Consider the following 17,035-nt stretch of genomic DNA (forward strand, 5'->3'; position numbering starts at 1 on the left):
AGTTTATAATACAGGTATGATTTTCGAAAACGGTTTCTAAGACTTGGAAGCGATTACTTGTATCGATTAGTTGAATCTAAAAGGGGACAATATCATGATAGCTGTAATAAATCTGGAAGGTATCTGGAAACTCCAACTCGATGAACATAAGGTGGAAAGCGGTCTGAATTTCTCAGACGTGATTACAATGCCAAATACCACATCTCATGCGGCCAAGGGCAAGAAAAACGAACATGTGTTAATCGGTGCGCTAACGGATGAGTATTTATTTGAGGGTTATGCCTGGTTTTCACGAGAGATTGAAATTCCCGAACACTTGGCTGGCAAACGTTGCTTCTTACATCTGGAACGAACAAGAGTTACCACAGTCTGGATTGATGGGGTGGAATGGGGAACGCAAAACAGTCTGAACACACCTCACCGTTACGAGATTGAGGCTGGACTAACCGCTGGGACACATACAATTACGATTCGAGTGGACAATACCGATTATCCAACCAAAGGCGGTCACCTTACATCCGAAGACACACAGACGAATTGGAACGGCATCACCGGGAAGTTGGAACTTCAGTTTTTCGAGCGTGTTTTCCTGGAGAATATTCAAGTTTACCCCGTTCTGGCGACTCGATCTTTCGACATTAAGGCAGCACTTGTCGGTGATCTGCAAGGGCTGCGAATCGTGGTATCCGCTGTGGCTGTCAGTGCAGATCCGATGTTTACGACGGAGGAACAGATTTTCATCCTGGATTCTCAGGATATCGACCTCACATATACGATTGGCGAAGATGCCATGTTATGGAGTGATGATGAACCTAACCTGTACCAACTTCATATTCATCTGCAAGATCAGGACGGCGAAGTGCTGGATTCCACTGAAGTATGGACGGGATTACGGGAATTCCGGGCTGCCGCAGACAAATTCACCATTAATGGTCGCAAAACCTTTCTTCGAGGCAAACATGACGGGCTGATCTTTCCGCTCACGGGATACGCGCCAACAGATGTGGATGAATGGGTTCGCATTCTCGCTATCTCCAAGTCCTACGGTATCAATCACTACCGTTTCCATACCTGTTGTCCTCCGGAGGCGGCTTTCATTGCAGCGGATCTGCTCGGCATCTACATGGAACCTGAGCTTCCATTCTGGGGAACCATTACGGATGAATCATCGGATGGGCATAATCAAGCAGAGCAGGATTACTTGATTAGCGAAGGATTTGCGATGCTGCGTGCTTTTGGTAATCATCCTTCGTTTGTCATGATGTCCATGGGAAATGAATTATGGGGCAGTAAGGACAGATTGAATTCGATCCTGAAGGCGTACAAAGCATATGATCATCGTCATCTATACACCGAAGGTTCCAATAACTTTCAGTTTGTGCCGGACATTCTGGAGGAAAGTGAATTCTTCTGCGGGGTTCGTTTCTCCAAAGAGCGCCTGTTCAGAGGTTCTTATGCGATGTGTGATGCCCCGCTAGGTCACGTGCAGACCGACTTGCCAAACACGTTGAAAGATTACGATTCGAACATTGTACCGGAGCAAGGCAGTGATGTTGACCCTTCTGGGCAAACGGGGGATAAAGAGATTCAGATTCAGTATGGGACAGGCTCCAAAACGGTGCAGGCCGAAGCCGGCAGTGACCAACTTGTCTCACATGTACCGATCATCTCGCATGAAATTGGACAGTACGCCACGTTTCCTAATTTCGATGAGATTAACAAGTATACGGGTTCTCTCAAAGCGAAAAACTTCGAAGTGTTTCGTGAGCGTCTGGAAGCCAATGGACTGGGACATCTGGCGGAGGCCTACTTCAGAGCTTCTGGTAAGCTCGCGGTCGCATGTTACAAGGAAGAACTGGAAGCGGCTTTTCGTTCGCAGCAACTAGCAGGCTTTCAACTGCTGGATCTCCAGGATTTCAGTGGTCAGGGAACAGCGCTGGTGGGTGTACTGGACGCATTCATGGATTCCAAAGGCATGATTACACCTGAGGAGTGGAGAACGTTCTGTTCAGACGCGGTGCTGCTGGCGAGATTCCCCAAATATAATTATCAAGCGGGTGAATTGTTCGAAGCAAGCATTGAACTAAGTTACTTCCGGAGACAAGCGTTGGATGGACTTCAATTGAAATGGGAACTTCAAAGCGAGCAGATCGAAGGCAGCATCCTTTTGGAAGGGAAAGCAGACCTGCCAGCGACCCATGGAGAACATTATGTGAATATCACGGATCTCAGCATTCGCATCCCTGAAGTCTCCAATATGACCCAAGTGGAGCTTAGACTGTCCATTCCGGGCACGGATATCCGTAAGTCGTACGACCTGTGGATCTACCCGAGTCAGCAGGAAGTGGACCTGAGCGGTTTGAATCTCTTTACCGAACTCTCTGAACAGGCCTTGGAGTTGCTTGAGCAGGGAGAGGATATTTTACTTTTCCCGAATCCCAATCAGATTCAACACGCGATCGAAGGTTTCTACAGCACCGATTTCTGGTCTTACCCCATGTTCCGTTCGATATCGGAGAATATGAAGCGAGAAGTTCCTGTGGGCACAATGGGCTTGTTGATTCAACAGGACCATCCGGCTTTCGAACATTTTGTCACAGAGGAGTACTCGACCTATCCGTGGTGGAGCATCGTTTCCGAGTCTTCATCCATCATTCTGGATGATCTGAGTACAGAGCTGCAACCGATCGTGCAGACCATTGATAATTTTGAACGGAATCATAAGCTCGGACTGTTGATGGAGTGCCGGGTACGGAATGGTAGAGTGCTTATGGGGGCGCTGAATCTGGAGGGGCTAATGACTACGCTGGAGGGAAGACAGTTGTTATACAGCTTCGAGCGTTATGTACAGAGTCCAGCATACCAGCCAGCTACCCGTCTGGATGTCGAGGAACTTCGCCAGTTGTTTAACTAAGTTTAGTAGAGAAGATGTAGCAGATTTCTTATTTACAGAGTTAGTTATTCTTACAACGTTATTCTTAGAAATATGTGCTTATAAGACCCTTCCACGAATGGAGGGGTTTTTGGCATTGTTTCTTTCTCTTGCACTTTAGGGTCAGAATAATGCATTTCAGCCCAATTCGACTCCGAAACCTATGCTAAAATAGTATATTCGAGAGTGAAATTCAGAGTCGATGTCGATGAAAGGCGGATGTTCCCCCATGTTCAATATTGCAATCTGTGATGATGAGGAGCAGCAGCGAGAACGTGTGAAAACGATGCTGGTCTCCTTATCTCTAAAAACCAATTTCGATTTTCAAATTAGCCTATTCACTTCTGGTGAACAACTGCTCTCGCACTACAGAGAGGTTGGGGATACATTCAATATTCTCATCTTGGATGTGGAGATGGGCGGAATGAACGGGATTCAAACCGCCAAAGAGATCAGGAATATGAAGTTTCTGGACGTACAGATTATGTTCTTGACCAGTTACCCGGAATACATGGTGGAGAGCTTTGATGTCATCACCTTTCAATATCTGATCAAACCAATCCAGCCGCAAGTTTTCGAGGAGAAGATGATTAAGCTGTGTCAATATTTTCAGGCATTGGACAAAAAGTATGTGCTGATCAAGTCAGACTATGATGAACTTCTTTTGAAATATGATGATATTCTCTGGATTGAGGTCGTCAAAAGTTTAACGATCAAGAACAAGTTGAATTTTGTGACACAGGAAAATGTACATGAGACCAAAGGCATTTTATCCAGCTACGCTACCGGTTTGAAAGATCATGGTTTTTTACAGATTCATCGCTCGATTATCATCAACCTGATGCATGTTCAGAAGTTTTCCGGTACCCAAGTCGTCATGTTGAATGGAACGGAACTACCTATAGGCCGATCCAAAGTCAAAGAAGTCAAGGATGCCTACACCAAATACATGATTATGAGGATTCAATGATATGGATGCCTATATGATCTTTTCCATCATCTTCGTGACCTTGCTTATGGCATTTCAGGCGAACTTTTACTTTGATTCTGTGCTGGGCAAGTCCAGGAGAAAGCCGCATAGAGCTATTTATTTTATCGTTTTTATCCTGCTTTGTTATTTTTATTTGGTTTCTTCCTTCTCTGACATCGTTTCGACTGCTCTTGCTCTGCTATTAATCTTCAGTCTGGCGCAATCTTATGAAGTGGAGTTCAAAATCAGACTTGTTTTTACCATCCTGTATGCGGTTCTAATTACGATGGCGAATACGATAGCTGTATATATTCTCGGAGTTTTGGAATCCACAGAATTCATCTCCTGGGAACAGTTCAATGGTGAAGACCACTGGATTCTCTCCAAAGTGATGCTGGTTGGTTGCAGTATCATGTTCATTGTTATTCAAATTGTGCGTCTAGTGGCCAAACGCAGAAGTTTTGCCGTGCATTATCGTTATTATTTGCTATTTCTCATCGTACCCATTATTACGATCTATCAGATCAATGTAGCCTCCATATATAGTGAAAAAAACATATTTTACGTCTTTTCTGTACTGGGCTCTCTATTTCTCAACGTGTTCATTGTTTATGTATTCGATAATATGGTGGAAAAGGTACAGCTTGCGCATGAAAATGCCCAGTTACAGCGTCAGATGGACTATCAAGATGCTAACTATGAGAAGACCGTTCATAGTTTCAAAAACATTAAATCCATCATCCATGATATTAACCAGCAGTTTCTGTATATCGATGAATGTATCCAACGTAACGAACTTGCGGCGGCAGGTGACCATATCAAGTCTACATTAAATACCATTGAAGGTGCGTACCAGCGGGTGAACTCCGGCAATTTGGTCATTGATGCTCTCGTTACGAATACCCTGGCTATGGGGCAGGCAAACGGGATCAAAATCGACACCAAAATCCAGCTCCACTCGCAGCATGTCCAGATTGATCGATACGATCTGTGTGTGGTGCTCGGTAACATGCTCGATAACGCAATTGAAGCTTCCAAGAAGGTCAGACAGGCAGAGGATCGATATATCCTCATTGCCATTCACTCCACATCATCTGCACTCGTTATCCAGATTATGAATCATGTAGAGCAAACGATTGTTGACTTGAAAAGTGAGAAGCCTAATCCCGAGTACCATGGGATCGGTCTAACCAATATATCGAGAATGTGCGAGAAATATGGTGGACATATGAGTATTGAGCATCAGCATCGGAAGTTTAACAACATGGTCGTACTGCCGTTTCACACCAACAATCCCTGAACATACCGTTCAGGGATTGTTTTTTTCCATTCAGGGGCGGTTCGCGTTTGATCTGCCTCTTACCGGATATGATGAATTCATTCATAAGAACATTTGAGGGAGGACATGGGATGAAGAAATTAATTAGTCTTTTATGTACAGCGGTGCTTGTAATTACACCGCTGGCAGATGTCAGAGCAGAGGCGAATAACAGCGGTACGATTGAGGCACGGGCGGAGCAGATCGCCAAGGAAATGGTGCAAAACTACGGTGTCACCAGTGTGCAATATGCGATCATGGATGAAGGGCAATATATTTTATCAGATAGTGTAGGACTGCACGATAAGGCATCACAGAAGCCAATAGACAAGGATAGCATGTATGGCATAGGCTCGGTTAGCAAAATGGTTGTTACGGCAGCCGCGATGAAGCTGGTAGATTCCGGTAAAGTAAATCTGGATGAGCCGCTTACTTCATATATCAAGGATTTTAAAATGGCAGATGCGCGCTATACTCAAATTACACCGCGTATGCTGATGAATCATTCATCTGGTCTTTACGGTACACATTATGGAAACAGTATGTTGTTTGACGATAATGACACCCGCAATCATGATGATCTATTACTTAAACTTCAGTCCGAAAAACTGAAATCCAAGCCTGGCGCCTACTCCGTCTACACCAATGACGGTTTTCAATTGCTTGAAATCCTGGTTGAACGGGTGAGTGGATTAAGCTACAGCGAATATATCGCCAAGTACATCAGTGAGCCGTTAAAGTTGGAATCAACGAAGACACCACTAGATTCCTTTGACAGAGCGCAGTTATCCGAAACCTATTGGCCTACACTTGAGATGACGATGCCTACCGAAAATGCAAACATTATCGGCACAGGCGGAGTGTACTCTACCGCAGAAGAATTGAGTCAATTCGGAGAGGTTTTAATGGGGAACAGACCGGATATTCTGTCCGAATCTGCTGTGAAGGCCATGCAATCTCATGAATATCGTAAGGGCATATGGGTATCTGATGAGCAAAATACGATCAATTATGGCTTGGGATGGGATTCGGTTGACCTTGCACCTTTCAGCGATTATGGGATTACCGCACTTGCCAAGGGTGGAGACACCATGTTATATCATGCCGTGTTAATCACCATACCTGAACATGATATTTCAATGGCGGTTCTATCTTCTGGCGGATCTTCCGTCTACAATCAGATGTTTGCCAGCAAAGTGCTGCTGGACGTTCTGGCAGATCAAGGCATCATTGATGAGGTTCAGCCTGATCAGACATTCTCACCACCTGTCAAAGTGAAGATGCCGACGGAGTTGAATACGTACTCAGGCCTATATGGTACGGTAGGTGCAACACTGGATATAGCGATCAAGGATGGTGAGATGCAACTGCCTGCTTTGCTGGGAGGAATTATTCCGGAGCAGAACTATGTGTATACAGGCGATGAACATTTTACGAGTACGGACGGCAGTGTGAAAGCCAGCTTTGTGAAAGAACGTAATGACAAGGTGTATGTTAAAGTTCAGGCGATGATAACGCTACCTGGTTTAGGCCAAACGGTGATGAACACGTATGATTATCAAAAGCTGGAGCATAACGCGCTGGACGCAGCAACGAAAGAGAAATGGACAGCTCGTGACGGCTCGAAATATTATGCGCTGGATGAAAAAATAACGTCGATCTTCTATCTGCTTCCATCGATGCTGATCAAGAATCTGTCCGTTGATGCCGAAAATGGCTATGCTAATGGCACGCAAATCATGAATGCCAATCATGCAGAGAATATCGCTGAGATTCCAGTAATGAACGGAAGAGACGCATTCGATCTGCAATTCGATACAAAGAATGCCGCTGAGATTTTGATTCAGGATGGGCAGGAATACATTGCCGAGGATGCCATTACTCCAATCTTTGGTGGGAAAAAAGGAATTACGACTATTCCGGCTAACGGTCAAGTGCGGTGGTATGCGATCGACGCCCGATCGGCGAACAAATCCATCACAGTGGATTCTCCGGAGAGCGGAGGTTATGCGGTGTATGATGAGAAAGGCGAAATGGTTCACTTCTCTGTAGCAACCAATCAGGAGTCGACGAAGCTCCCGAAAAGTGGTTTTATCGTTTTTGGTGGTGATGCGGGGGATGTCTTCCAGATCCAATTAAAGTAAAGGTATGGGATAAAACGATTTCATTGAAAAGACCGGATTACGAGCAAGGTTGCTCACAATCCGGTCTTTCTTATTTTTGCGCGTAAAACACCGCAAAGTCCAAGTATTTGTACATGCAATCTGCCACACTGAACCCAGCTTCCTCCAACCACGCCAATTGATCCTTCAGCGTCGCATTGATATCCACCTTGCGTCTTTCGATTGAAGCCGAGATGGCCTCCTCAGACAAACCACTTCGATGAATCGCTTCTAACCAGCGCTGGCGGTAATAGGTATCCGTATCGGGGGTTCTTCCCTGAACCTGGTCTGCGTTGATGAAGCGTCCACCTGGTTCTAACAGCTGATGTACAGTTTTAAATACCTTTTTCTTGTCAGCGTGGGTGAGATGGTGAATAGACAGTGATGAAATAATCATATCGTAGGAACTGGTGAAATCGTACTTGGAGTAATCCCCGACCACATACTGTACTTGGTTAGTATCAGCAAATCTTCGACGTGCTCCTTCGAGCATTTGATCACTAATATCGATCAGGGTTAATCGCGCGTTGGGATACTTTTGCAGGACCAATCCAGAGAGCAGTCCCGTTCCTGCACCCAGATCAAGAATACGTGGAGAATCGAGCGAGCTTTCCATTAGATCCAGAGCCATTCCATAAAAATCATCAAAACAAGGGATAAGCTGCTTTCGCTGCACATCATAATCTTGGGCTACCTTATCAAACAGCTGCTTTACTGAGAATTGCATGTGCTCATCACTCCTTGAGGTTTTCTCCATATTTTACAAACTGGAAGGGATCAAGGGAAATATCGATTATGGATAAGTTCATAGGTTGGACCTATGGGTTCCGAGTCCCTACCATGGGTAATAACATGTAAGTACAGAATAAAGACAGGGAGGAATGAACCGGATGTTACAACCACGTTCTATTATGATGAGTATCTCGCTAATCGTTATGGTTCTTGCACTTGTAGCTTGCTCTGGTAATGAACCTTCTACGCCACCGGGTGAAACCACTCCAGCACCTTCAACAGAGAATGAGCAACCAGCTGATACGGGTGGAACAGAAGAAGCGAATGAAACGGAGCGTCCACAGACCGAGAGTTTTGAAATGTTGACTGCAGATGGCAATCAATCACTGGAGGCGACTTTGCAACAAGGAGAAGGGTTTTCCTTGTACGTATTTGAGAAATTCACGTTTGATGCTGCTGAAGGCCGTCTGTCACTGACCAGTAACGCTGACTATTATGTGGATATTGAACCACTGCCTGCGGATTATGACCTGGCAGAACTGGAGACTACCGGCAAGGAAGAATTAGAAAAGGCCGGTAAAGTATCTGATTATAGCGGAGAACTGGTGGAGCACCCGCTTGGTTCCGCCGAACTTTATCTTCAGGCCTCTGGTGAAGAAGGCATCAGCGATTATATGGTTTGGAAATCAGAAGAAGGGGACGCTTTTCTATTCCGTCTTCATAACCAAAAAGGGGAAGAAGCCTCTGAATTCGCAAGTCCGGTCCTTGTTTCGTTATCCACCGTTCAGGGTGATTCATAATCTGAATGACGAGAATCTTTTCAACGAAAGTCGCCAACTGGCGGCTTTTTTTACTTTTGCAGATTGCACGGAGAAGTTGCGAGATGATTCAATCACTTCCATTTGACTTAGAGCACACTCTAAGGTGTAGACTAGCATCAGAAACGATCCTAAAGGAGATGAACAGAATGACACAGGAGAATAATTTTAAAACTTTACAACATAAAATCGGCTCTGGCTTCAACCATAACAGCACAGCGCAGGATGTATTGAGAGATATGGACTTGTCAGGGCAACTTGCTATTGTAACGGGTGGCTATTCCGGCCTTGGGTTGGAGACGACACGCGCGCTTGTGAATGCGGGAGCACGTGTAGTGGTGACTGCGCGTCGTCCATCGGTCGCGAAAGAAGCACTTGCTGGTCTGGAAGGCGTTGAAATAGACGAATTGGACCTCGCTGATTTATCCAGCGTTCGTGCTTTTAATGAGCGGTTTCTGGCGAGTGATCGGAGCATCGACATGCTTATTCTTAATGCTGGCATCATGGCTTGCCCGGAGACGCGGGTAGGTCCTGGCTGGGAAGCTCAATTTGCAACCAATCATCTGGGACACTTTGCCCTTACCAATCTGTTATGGCCAGCACTGGCAAGTCAGGGGGGAGCACGTGTTGTTTCCTTGGCATCAGCGGGACATCATTTCTCGCCGATTCGTTGGGACGACATCCAATTTGAGCATGGCTATGAGAAATTCCCTGCCTATGGTCAGTCCAAAACAGCAACGATTTTATTCAGCGTTGAGTTGGACAGACGTGGGGCTGAGCAAGGCGTACGGGCTTTCTCCATTCATCCAGGCGGAATTCTGACACCACTACAGCGTCATATGCCAAAAGAGGAAATGATTGCACTGGGCTGGATTGATGAATCTGGACAAGTGGCTAATCCTGCGTTCAAGACACCTGAGCAGGGTGCAGCGACGCAAGTCTGGGCAGCAACCTCTCCTCAGCTTGAGGGTAAAGGCGGAGTCTACTGTGAGGATTGTGACATCAGTGAATTGGCTCCCGAGGACGGAGGCTTCTATGGGGTCAAAAAGTATGCCATCGACTCCGAGCAAGCTATTCGTTTATGGGAGTTATCGGCCAAGCTGACTCAAACGGACATTGAGCTTTCATAGTCATGTAGTTGCGGCAACCGAACAACAACTTGCTTCAATGCAAGAGATCAGTTCATCTTCTTCTTATCTGGCTCGCATGGCATCACGTCTTCAGGAACTCACGGAAAAGTTCAAAATCTAAAGAGGATGCGATTAATTATAATGAAAACAACATAATCTCAAACAAAATCTCCTATTTAGCATATAATAAAGAAGGAGCATCTTAATTCGCGATGGTGCAATCATTTCTTTATGAATTCAGGGAGAGAAAATCATGAATATTTTTGAACATCAGATACCTTTGGAAAAAGTGAAATTCAATGAACCGTTAAAAAATCACACGTTTATTAAAATTGGTGGTAACGCAGATATTCTCATCCATCCAACAACGATAGACGAAATCACAAAAATCGTAGAGATTGCCAACATACATCAATTGCCTCTGACGGTTATTGGCAAAGGGTCGAACGTCATCATTAAAGATGGCGGCATCCGGGGAGTAACGATTTCTCTTAGCCACTTCGATCAAATTAAAGTGAATGAGGACAGCATGATTGCGCAAAGCGGCGTTGATATCATTGATGTATCCAGACTTGCTTTGGAGCACAACTTGACCGGTTTGGAGTTTGCTTGTGGCATTCCCGGGAGCACAGGGGGCGCACTTTACATGAATGCTGGTGCTTATGGTGGCCAGATCGCCGATGTTGTTGAACGTGCGACTGTGATCACCAAAGACGGCGCAGTGTTGGAGATCCCGCGAGAAGAGATGAAATTTGGTTATCGAAATAGTCTCTTCAAGATGGATCACTATATCATACTGGAGGCCGAATTCGGGCTCAAAAAAGGAAACAAGGATGACATTTCAAGCAAAATGAAGGAATTAACGTTCCTGAGAGAATCCAAGCAACCGCTGGAGTACCCTTCTTGCGGGAGTGTATTTAAACGACCCGAAGGACATTTTGCCGGAAAACTGATTCAGGATTGTAACTTGCAGGGCACTCGCATTGGAGGGGCTGAAATCTCCATGAAGCATGCAGGTTTTATCGTAAATGTGGATCACGCTACTGCTCAGGATTATATGGATCTGATCCAATTTATTCAGCAGAAAGTATATGATACGTTCCATGTTGAATTGGAAACCGAAGTAATCTTTCTGGGAGAATAACTTCGATGAACGACTGAGAGGTCGCCTTTGGCGGCCTTTTTTGATTGTGGGGATTGTACGAAATCAAGTGCCTGTATGCTAATTATGGTAATATTAGAATGATTTTGTTTAATATTTCATCGTTATCATAAGGAGTGTATATTGAGATGTCCAAACGTAACAGAAGAATTGTACTAATTGCGGCAATGGTGATTTTACTGTCGCTCTTGTCAGTCGTTACGTATATGTATATGAATGAACGAGCTGGCGGGTTAGCTGATCGACGGATCTCCAAAGTTTGGGGAATGGATGAACCTATACGTATACCTATAGCGAACAGTCCTGAGGGGGCAGTTCAGGAATTTAGAGGTGAATTTTATACCTCGCAATTTATTCATCAGGAGGCTGTAGATGGGGGCATGATTTTGTTTACACATAAAAAAGGTAGGGAGAATATCAGTAATCTTCAGATGGAGTATGTTCGCAAGAACATTTTCGGATGGAAATGGGTATGGGGTGGAGGATATTCTGTCAGCGAGGCTACAGAAGGCGAGTTTGCTTTGGATTATATGAGTATTCCGACACTGGACCAAGTCTCCACTCCGTTTCCGATGTTATTTGGTAATATTCAAGACTCTTCCATTAAACGTATATCCGTAGAGACACAGGAAAATGGAACAGTAATTGCGACCGAAGCGAAACTGGTTGAGGTGAGTCATGGACACTTAATCTGGTATATTTACCTTCCTCCGTCAGCGGCTATCCCATATATAATTAAGGGATTTAACGAAGAAGGGAAGCTAATTACCCATGAACAAATTAAAGATGCCAATGACAGCGGATCGTTAACTCTGAGGAAATGAGATAGGGACTATCAAAGACATAAAGTGAAAAGTAAACAACACCATAATCGTTTCAGAGGTCGCCTTTGGCGGCCTTTTTTGTTGCCAAAGTAGTACCAACCATTCCGCCAACGAATGAACCGATCCTACAAACCCGCGTCGCGCAAGCGATTGGCTCATGCTATGGCTGATTGAACGATTGTTGCTGACCCCGCTCTCCCTTAACATGTGAACAGAGGAGCCTGCTCGTCATTCACCATCATTTTGTCAAAGGGGGCCCGCGATCGTATGGCTGAGCTGTCGGAAACATCAAAGCTGCAACCCGGGGTTAGAGTCAATAGACCCGTCAAACCAAGTTATCTACGTAACATTCGAAAACACTGGATGTTGTATGTCATGATCCTGCCCGGTATTTTGTTCTATATTATTTTCAAGTACATTCCACTGGGCGGAAGCGTGATCGCATTTCAGAACTTTCAGATTATGAAAGGCATATGGAGCAGCCCATGGGTAGGCCTGGATAACTTCAAGTTTATTTTTACGTATCAGGATTTCTATCATGTGCTTCGGAACACAGCTCTGATTGCCTTATACAAACTGGTGATCGGATTTCCTGCTCCCATCCTGCTGGCACTATTGTTCAACGAAGTGAGAAAAATGCTTGCCAAACGCTTTTTGCAAAGCCTGTTCTATCTGCCTCATTTTCTCTCCTGGGTTGTCGTCGGGGGGATTGTGTTTGAGGTGCTAGCCTCAGGTGGTTTTGTAAACGCTGTTCGTGGGTGGTTCGGGTTCGAACCGATTTTGTATATGCAACAAGAGCAATATTTCCGTCCAATCGTCGTCCTTTCCTCCATCTGGAAAGAGGTGGGTTGGGGAACGATCATATATCTTGCTGCGGTAAGTGGCATTGACCCCACGCAATATGAAGCGGCAGTAATGGATGGAGCGAATCGTTGGAAACAGACAATCTACATTACGCTACCTGCGTTATTCCCAACAATCCTGACGCTGTTCCTGCTGAATATCGGCAATTTCCTGGAACTTGGCTTTGATCAGATCTATAACCTGCTGACACCGATGACCTACTCGGTAGGAGATATCATTGAGACATATGTATACCGTTCAGGTGTCCTGCAAGGGCAGTATAGCGTAACAACAGCCATTGGTCTATTCCAGTCAGTGATCGGATTTATTCTGCTCTGGGTCTTCAATCGGCTTGCGAGAAAATCAGGAGAGGGGTTGTGGTAATGATCAAGCAGACGATTGGAGAAAAGCTGTTCCAAACCGCCAATTACATTTTCCTGACGCTTGCAGCCTTTACGATGCTCCTTCCATTGCTGCATCTGCTTGCGGTTTCCCTGAGTTCGCCGGTTGCAGCAGACTCCAAAGAAGTATTTCTGTGGCCTGTCGGTTTTACCTTCGCTTCATGGAAGCACATTCTGCAAAGCTCGGGTTTATGGCAATCATTTGGTGTAACCGTATTCATTACGGTAGTGGGTACTGCACTTAGTATGTTGTTTTCAGTGCTGACCGCTTTTCCGTTGTCGCGCAGAGAATTCATGATTCGCAAACAAGTCATGCTGGGCATCGTGATTACGATGATTTTCAATGCACCGATGATCCCGTTCTTCCTGACGGTGAGGGAGCTGGGGATGATGAATTCCATCTGGTCTCTGATCATTCCTGGTGTAATTGGCACATTTAATATGGTCATTCTGCGTACCTTTTTTATGAGCTTGCCCAAGGAACTTGATGACACGGCAAGAATCGACGGTTGTCATGACTTCCGAATTTTGTTCCAGATCTATCTGCCGCTATCCAAGCCGGTTCTTGCTACGGTCAGTCTGTTCTATGCGGTAGGATACTGGAATACGTTCCAGCGGGCAGTATTGTTCCTTCGTGATCCAGGACTCTGGCCTTTGCAGATGAAGCTACGAGCATATTTAACTAGCCCGGAGGAACTGGCTCAGGTGAACATGTTCCTAGGTGATTACAACTTCAATACAACCACGTTAAAGGCAGCGACGATACTTTTTGCAAGCGTTCCCATAATTTTGGTGTATCCTTATTTACAGAAGTATTTTGTGAAAGGTTCCTTGCTTGGATCACTGAAAGAATAAACCATGTTCAGGGGGATGATTCCATGAGAAAACAACTGACCCGCAAGATGATGCCGCTGATGCTCAGTCTAGCCATGCTGTTGGCTGCAGGATGTGGCTCGGCTACTACTAATTCCGGAAATGACGGAGGTAACGGCGAAGGCAGTGGTGGAGCTGTAAAAGTCAAAGTATTCAAAAGCCATATGGGTGTCGGCAGCTTGCCAACTGCGGATAATCCACATGTGAAATACATCGCTGAACAGACGGGAGTCCAGTATGAACTCATTACAACTCCTCCGGGTTCGGAGCCATCCGAATACTTAAACCTGATGATTGCCTCGGATGAACTGCCAGATATCCTGCGCCCGATTGGAGGCATTGAGCAGACGCTGATTCAGCAGGGAGGCGCGTTGCCACTGGATGAACTGCTACCTGAATATGCACCGCATGTGTGGGAAAGTATTCCTCAGGAAGCTTGGGATATCGTACGCTCTGCTTCACCTGACGGTAAAATCTATTATGTGCCCAAGGTATTCCTTGTGCCTGAACGTGCACCGTTAATACGTCAGGATTGGGTGTATAAGGTGGGCATGGAGATGCCAAAGACCACTGATGAATATGTCGAGCTACTCACAGCCTTCCGTGACAAGGACCCGAATGGCAACGGCAAACCGGATGAACTGCCAACAAGCGGCAGGGAATTCGGCAGATGGATGGACCATCTGTTCGCGATGTATGGTGTGGCGATGTGGGAAGGATATCCCGAATGGGATGAATACAATGGAAAAATACAGTACGCAGGGACTACCGACAATATGAGGGAAGCAATCAAGTTCATTCGCATGTTATATGTGGAAAAACTGCTGGACAATGAAACCTTCCTGAACAAAGGGGAAGTGTGGCAGGCAAAAATCAATAATAACCTCGTAGGCAGCTGGTACCATTTGCCTGCAAATGTGCGAGATCGGTACAATGCGATGCTGACCCAGGCTCCAGATGCCTACATTGCAGCAATGCCGTTGCCCAAAGCCGAAGGGTTTGAAGCTTTTGTCACTCAGAAGAGCATGGGCGAACCGGAATGGATGATCCCAGCCACCAAACAGGATAATGCGCCAAATGCGCTGAAGCTGCTGGACTTCTTCTATAATCCTGAAAATGATGAGTTCGGTCGCTTCGGTCTTGAAGGTGAGCAGCATGAAGTCAAGGATGGACGCAAAGTCATTCTTCCACCTGCTGACAATAAACCGCTTGCCTTGGGTATGAAGAATCTCACTACAGCAGAAGACATGAATAAACGAATTGAAGAGACATATCCAGAAGATCAGCAGCAAATGGTCAAAGACATGTTCGAAGTCAGTACTGCCGATGCACGGCAAATTGCAGGTGACGGTCTGCCAGCCTCTGTATATGAAGGTTTTCCTGATATCCAGTCCCACAAGCTGTTCCAGGAGGTATTGACCAAGATTGTCATCGGCGAGCTGCCGATCGAGGCTTATGATGAATATGTGAAGAAATGGAATGCTTCCGGGGGAGAAGTGGTCACCCAGCGTGTACAGGAATGGTATGAGAAGGTGAGAAAATGAAAAAAAGATATGCCCTATGTGGAGTCAGCGGCAGAGCATTGGGACAATTTGCAAAACCAATTCATGAGCTGTTTAGCCATAATTCAGAGGTTGTCGCGCTGTTGGATACCGATCCTGCACGGTTTGAAGTCTATCGCGCCCGTTTTCCTAATCACACAGAAGTAGCAGTATATGGAGCTTCGGATTTCGGGGTCATGGTCGATGATACTCGGCCTGACTGTATCATCGTGGCTGGCAGGGATGATACCCATGTCCACTATATTGTCGCCGCGTTGGAGCGGGATCTTGATGTTATTACCGAAAAGCCGATGACGACAACAGGAGCTGATGCCAAACGTATTCTTGAAGCGGAAGCAAGGAGTAAAGGCAACGTCATCGTAACGTTCAATTATCGGTATATGCCGATCCACATGCGCATCAAGGAATTGATTCAGCAGGGGAAACTCGGTCGCGTCACTTCCATAGACCTTAACTGGTATATCGATACCCATCACGGCTCCAGTTATTTTAAACGGTGGAACCGTGAAAGGGCATTCTCAGGCGGTCTGTCTGTCCATAAAAGTACCCATCACTTTGATCTGGTACAGTGGTGGATCAATCAAAAGCCAATTGAAGTTTTTGCCTATGGAGCACTGAACTATTATGGGGCTGAAGGTGAATGGAATCCGGCACAGGAGGACGGAAGACATTGTCGTACATGCGATGTGTCAGAAGATTGTGCCTATTATTCCCGCTGGACGTCCCGTAGTCGTCAGATCCGGGTACCGGATGACCATCTGAACCAGCTCGGTACAGCAAGCCAGAAGGAGTTTCCGTACACTTCATACCGCCCAGACCAGTGTATTTTCGATTCCAGCATTGAAATTGAAGACACGTATGCTGCAACCGTGAAATATAATGGCGGCGCACTGATGAGTTATTCGGTCAATTTCTCTCTTCCCTACGAGGGTTACCGTCTTGCGGTAAATGGTACAAAGGGGCGTCTGGAAACACTGGAGTATCATATGCCCGCCCGGACGCCTTTTCCCACACCGGTCCAGACGATTGATTACTTTCCGCTCTTTGGTTCGAAAGAGACGATTCACGTTGTTCATCGTGAAGGTGGGCATGGAGGAGGAGATCCACTGCTGCTCGAGGATATTTTCCTTGGTGAAGATAAGAGACGCCCTTACCGAATTCTGTCGGGCGCTGAAGACGGTGCTTATTCCGTTGCCGCTGGAGAAGCAGTATGGAGATCCGTGGAAGAGCATCGGCCTATTTCCATAGACGAGGTGCTGGGTGGTTGGAACAGCAGAGTGCCCACGCACAAAGGGAGGGAGAAGTGAT

At 45.9% G+C, this 17,035-nt stretch carries 13 protein-coding genes and 1 pseudogene; 13 read left to right on the forward strand and 1 reads right to left on the reverse strand.

Annotation, left to right across the window (positions count from 1 at the left end):
* Positions 1-94 precede the first annotated feature (94 nt).
* From MHI06_RS14160 to MHI06_RS14175, 4 genes are all read left to right on the forward strand, one after another.
* The gene (locus MHI06_RS14160) at positions 95-2,914 is read left to right on the forward strand and encodes a glycoside hydrolase family 2 TIM barrel-domain containing protein (protein WP_340401906.1); all 2,820 of its coding nucleotides are present in this window, start codon (positions 95-97) and stop codon (positions 2,912-2,914) included.
* Positions 2,915-3,161: 247 nt separating this feature from the next.
* The gene (locus MHI06_RS14165; RefSeq protein WP_340401907.1) at positions 3,162-3,902 is read left to right on the forward strand and encodes a LytTR family DNA-binding domain-containing protein; all 741 of its coding nucleotides are present in this window, start codon (positions 3,162-3,164) and stop codon (positions 3,900-3,902) included.
* Between the two features lies 1 nt (position 3,903).
* Positions 3,904-5,202, forward strand: coding sequence for a GHKL domain-containing protein (locus MHI06_RS14170; protein ID WP_340401908.1), 1,299 nt, complete (start codon positions 3,904-3,906; stop codon positions 5,200-5,202).
* A 110-nt stretch (positions 5,203-5,312) separates the two neighbouring features.
* Complete coding sequence (locus MHI06_RS14175; protein WP_340401909.1) at positions 5,313-7,364, forward strand: serine hydrolase domain-containing protein; 2,052 nt, start codon at positions 5,313-5,315, stop codon at positions 7,362-7,364.
* 70 nt (positions 7,365-7,434) lie between these two features.
* On the opposite strand, the gene MHI06_RS14180 is transcribed toward MHI06_RS14175, so the two are convergent.
* Positions 7,435-8,109: a methyltransferase domain-containing protein gene (locus tag MHI06_RS14180; RefSeq protein WP_340401910.1), complete on the reverse strand. Its 675-nt coding sequence runs from the start codon at positions 8,107-8,109 to the stop codon at positions 7,435-7,437.
* A gap of 163 nt (positions 8,110-8,272) precedes the next feature.
* On the opposite strand from MHI06_RS14180, the gene MHI06_RS14185 reads away from it, so the two are divergent.
* The 9 genes and pseudogenes from MHI06_RS14185 to MHI06_RS14225 all read left to right on the forward strand — a co-directional run bounded on the left by MHI06_RS14185 (position 8,273) and on the right by MHI06_RS14225 (position 17,034).
* The gene (locus MHI06_RS14185) at positions 8,273-8,914 is read left to right on the forward strand and encodes a hypothetical protein (RefSeq protein WP_340401911.1); all 642 of its coding nucleotides are present in this window, start codon (positions 8,273-8,275) and stop codon (positions 8,912-8,914) included.
* A 167-nt stretch (positions 8,915-9,081) separates the two neighbouring features.
* A complete protein-coding gene (locus MHI06_RS14190; RefSeq protein WP_340401912.1) occupies positions 9,082-10,062 on the forward strand; it encodes an SDR family NAD(P)-dependent oxidoreductase in 981 nt (326 codons plus the stop codon).
* Between the two features lie 4 nt (positions 10,063-10,066).
* Positions 10,067-10,183 (forward strand): annotated as a pseudogene (locus MHI06_RS14195) (hypothetical protein); the annotation flags it as partial.
* Between the two features lie 132 nt (positions 10,184-10,315).
* On the forward strand, positions 10,316-11,206 hold the full coding sequence (gene murB, locus MHI06_RS14200) for a UDP-N-acetylmuramate dehydrogenase (RefSeq protein ID WP_340401913.1): 891 nt from the start codon (positions 10,316-10,318) through the stop codon (positions 11,204-11,206).
* A gap of 146 nt (positions 11,207-11,352) precedes the next feature.
* Entirely contained in the window at positions 11,353-12,048 is a 696-nt protein-coding gene (locus tag MHI06_RS14205) for a hypothetical protein (RefSeq protein ID WP_340401914.1), read from the forward strand.
* Between the two features lie 267 nt (positions 12,049-12,315).
* Positions 12,316-13,275, forward strand: a complete 960-nt coding sequence (locus MHI06_RS14210; RefSeq protein ID WP_340017090.1) for an ABC transporter permease subunit — start codon at positions 12,316-12,318, stop codon at positions 13,273-13,275.
* 2 nt (positions 13,276-13,277) lie between these two features.
* Positions 13,278-14,147, forward strand: a complete 870-nt coding sequence (locus MHI06_RS14215; protein WP_083679484.1) for a carbohydrate ABC transporter permease — start codon at positions 13,278-13,280, stop codon at positions 14,145-14,147.
* A gap of 23 nt (positions 14,148-14,170) precedes the next feature.
* The gene (locus MHI06_RS14220) at positions 14,171-15,709 is read left to right on the forward strand and encodes an extracellular solute-binding protein (protein ID WP_340401915.1); all 1,539 of its coding nucleotides are present in this window, start codon (positions 14,171-14,173) and stop codon (positions 15,707-15,709) included.
* A complete protein-coding gene (locus MHI06_RS14225; protein ID WP_340401916.1) occupies positions 15,706-17,034 on the forward strand; it encodes a Gfo/Idh/MocA family oxidoreductase in 1,329 nt (442 codons plus the stop codon). Before MHI06_RS14220 ends, MHI06_RS14225 begins: the two co-directional genes overlap by 4 nt.
* Position 17,035: the final 1 nt, after the last annotated feature.

This window comes from Paenibacillus sp. FSL H8-0079 (genome assembly GCF_037991315.1).
In the GTDB taxonomy this organism is placed as follows: domain Bacteria; phylum Bacillota; class Bacilli; order Paenibacillales; family Paenibacillaceae; genus Paenibacillus.

What these genes read in the sequence shown, in the direction of transcription:
- MHI06_RS14170 (WP_340401908.1), top strand. Translation starts at nt 3,904, where the DNA reads ATGGATGCCTATATGATCTTTTCCATCATCTTCGTGACCTTGCTTATG.
- MHI06_RS14175 (WP_340401909.1), top strand. Translation starts at nt 5,313, where the DNA reads ATGAAGAAATTAATTAGTCTTTTATGTACAGCGGTGCTTGTAATTACA.
- murB (WP_340401913.1), top strand. Translation starts at nt 10,316, where the DNA reads ATGAATATTTTTGAACATCAGATACCTTTGGAAAAAGTGAAATTCAAT.
- MHI06_RS14165 (WP_340401907.1), top strand. Translation starts at nt 3,162, where the DNA reads ATGTTCAATATTGCAATCTGTGATGATGAGGAGCAGCAGCGAGAACGT.
- MHI06_RS14160 (WP_340401906.1), top strand. Translation starts at nt 95, where the DNA reads ATGATAGCTGTAATAAATCTGGAAGGTATCTGGAAACTCCAACTCGAT.
- MHI06_RS14180 (WP_340401910.1), bottom strand. Translation starts at nt 8,109, where the DNA reads ATGCAATTCTCAGTAAAGCAGCTGTTTGATAAGGTAGCCCAAGATTAT.
- MHI06_RS14205 (WP_340401914.1), top strand. Translation starts at nt 11,353, where the DNA reads ATGTCCAAACGTAACAGAAGAATTGTACTAATTGCGGCAATGGTGATT.
- MHI06_RS14190 (WP_340401912.1), top strand. Translation starts at nt 9,082, where the DNA reads ATGACACAGGAGAATAATTTTAAAACTTTACAACATAAAATCGGCTCT.
- MHI06_RS14185 (WP_340401911.1), top strand. Translation starts at nt 8,273, where the DNA reads ATGTTACAACCACGTTCTATTATGATGAGTATCTCGCTAATCGTTATG.
- MHI06_RS14210 (WP_340017090.1), top strand. Translation starts at nt 12,316, where the DNA reads ATGGCTGAGCTGTCGGAAACATCAAAGCTGCAACCCGGGGTTAGAGTC.
- MHI06_RS14225 (WP_340401916.1), top strand. Translation starts at nt 15,706, where the DNA reads ATGAAAAAAAGATATGCCCTATGTGGAGTCAGCGGCAGAGCATTGGGA.
- MHI06_RS14220 (WP_340401915.1), top strand. Translation starts at nt 14,171, where the DNA reads ATGAGAAAACAACTGACCCGCAAGATGATGCCGCTGATGCTCAGTCTA.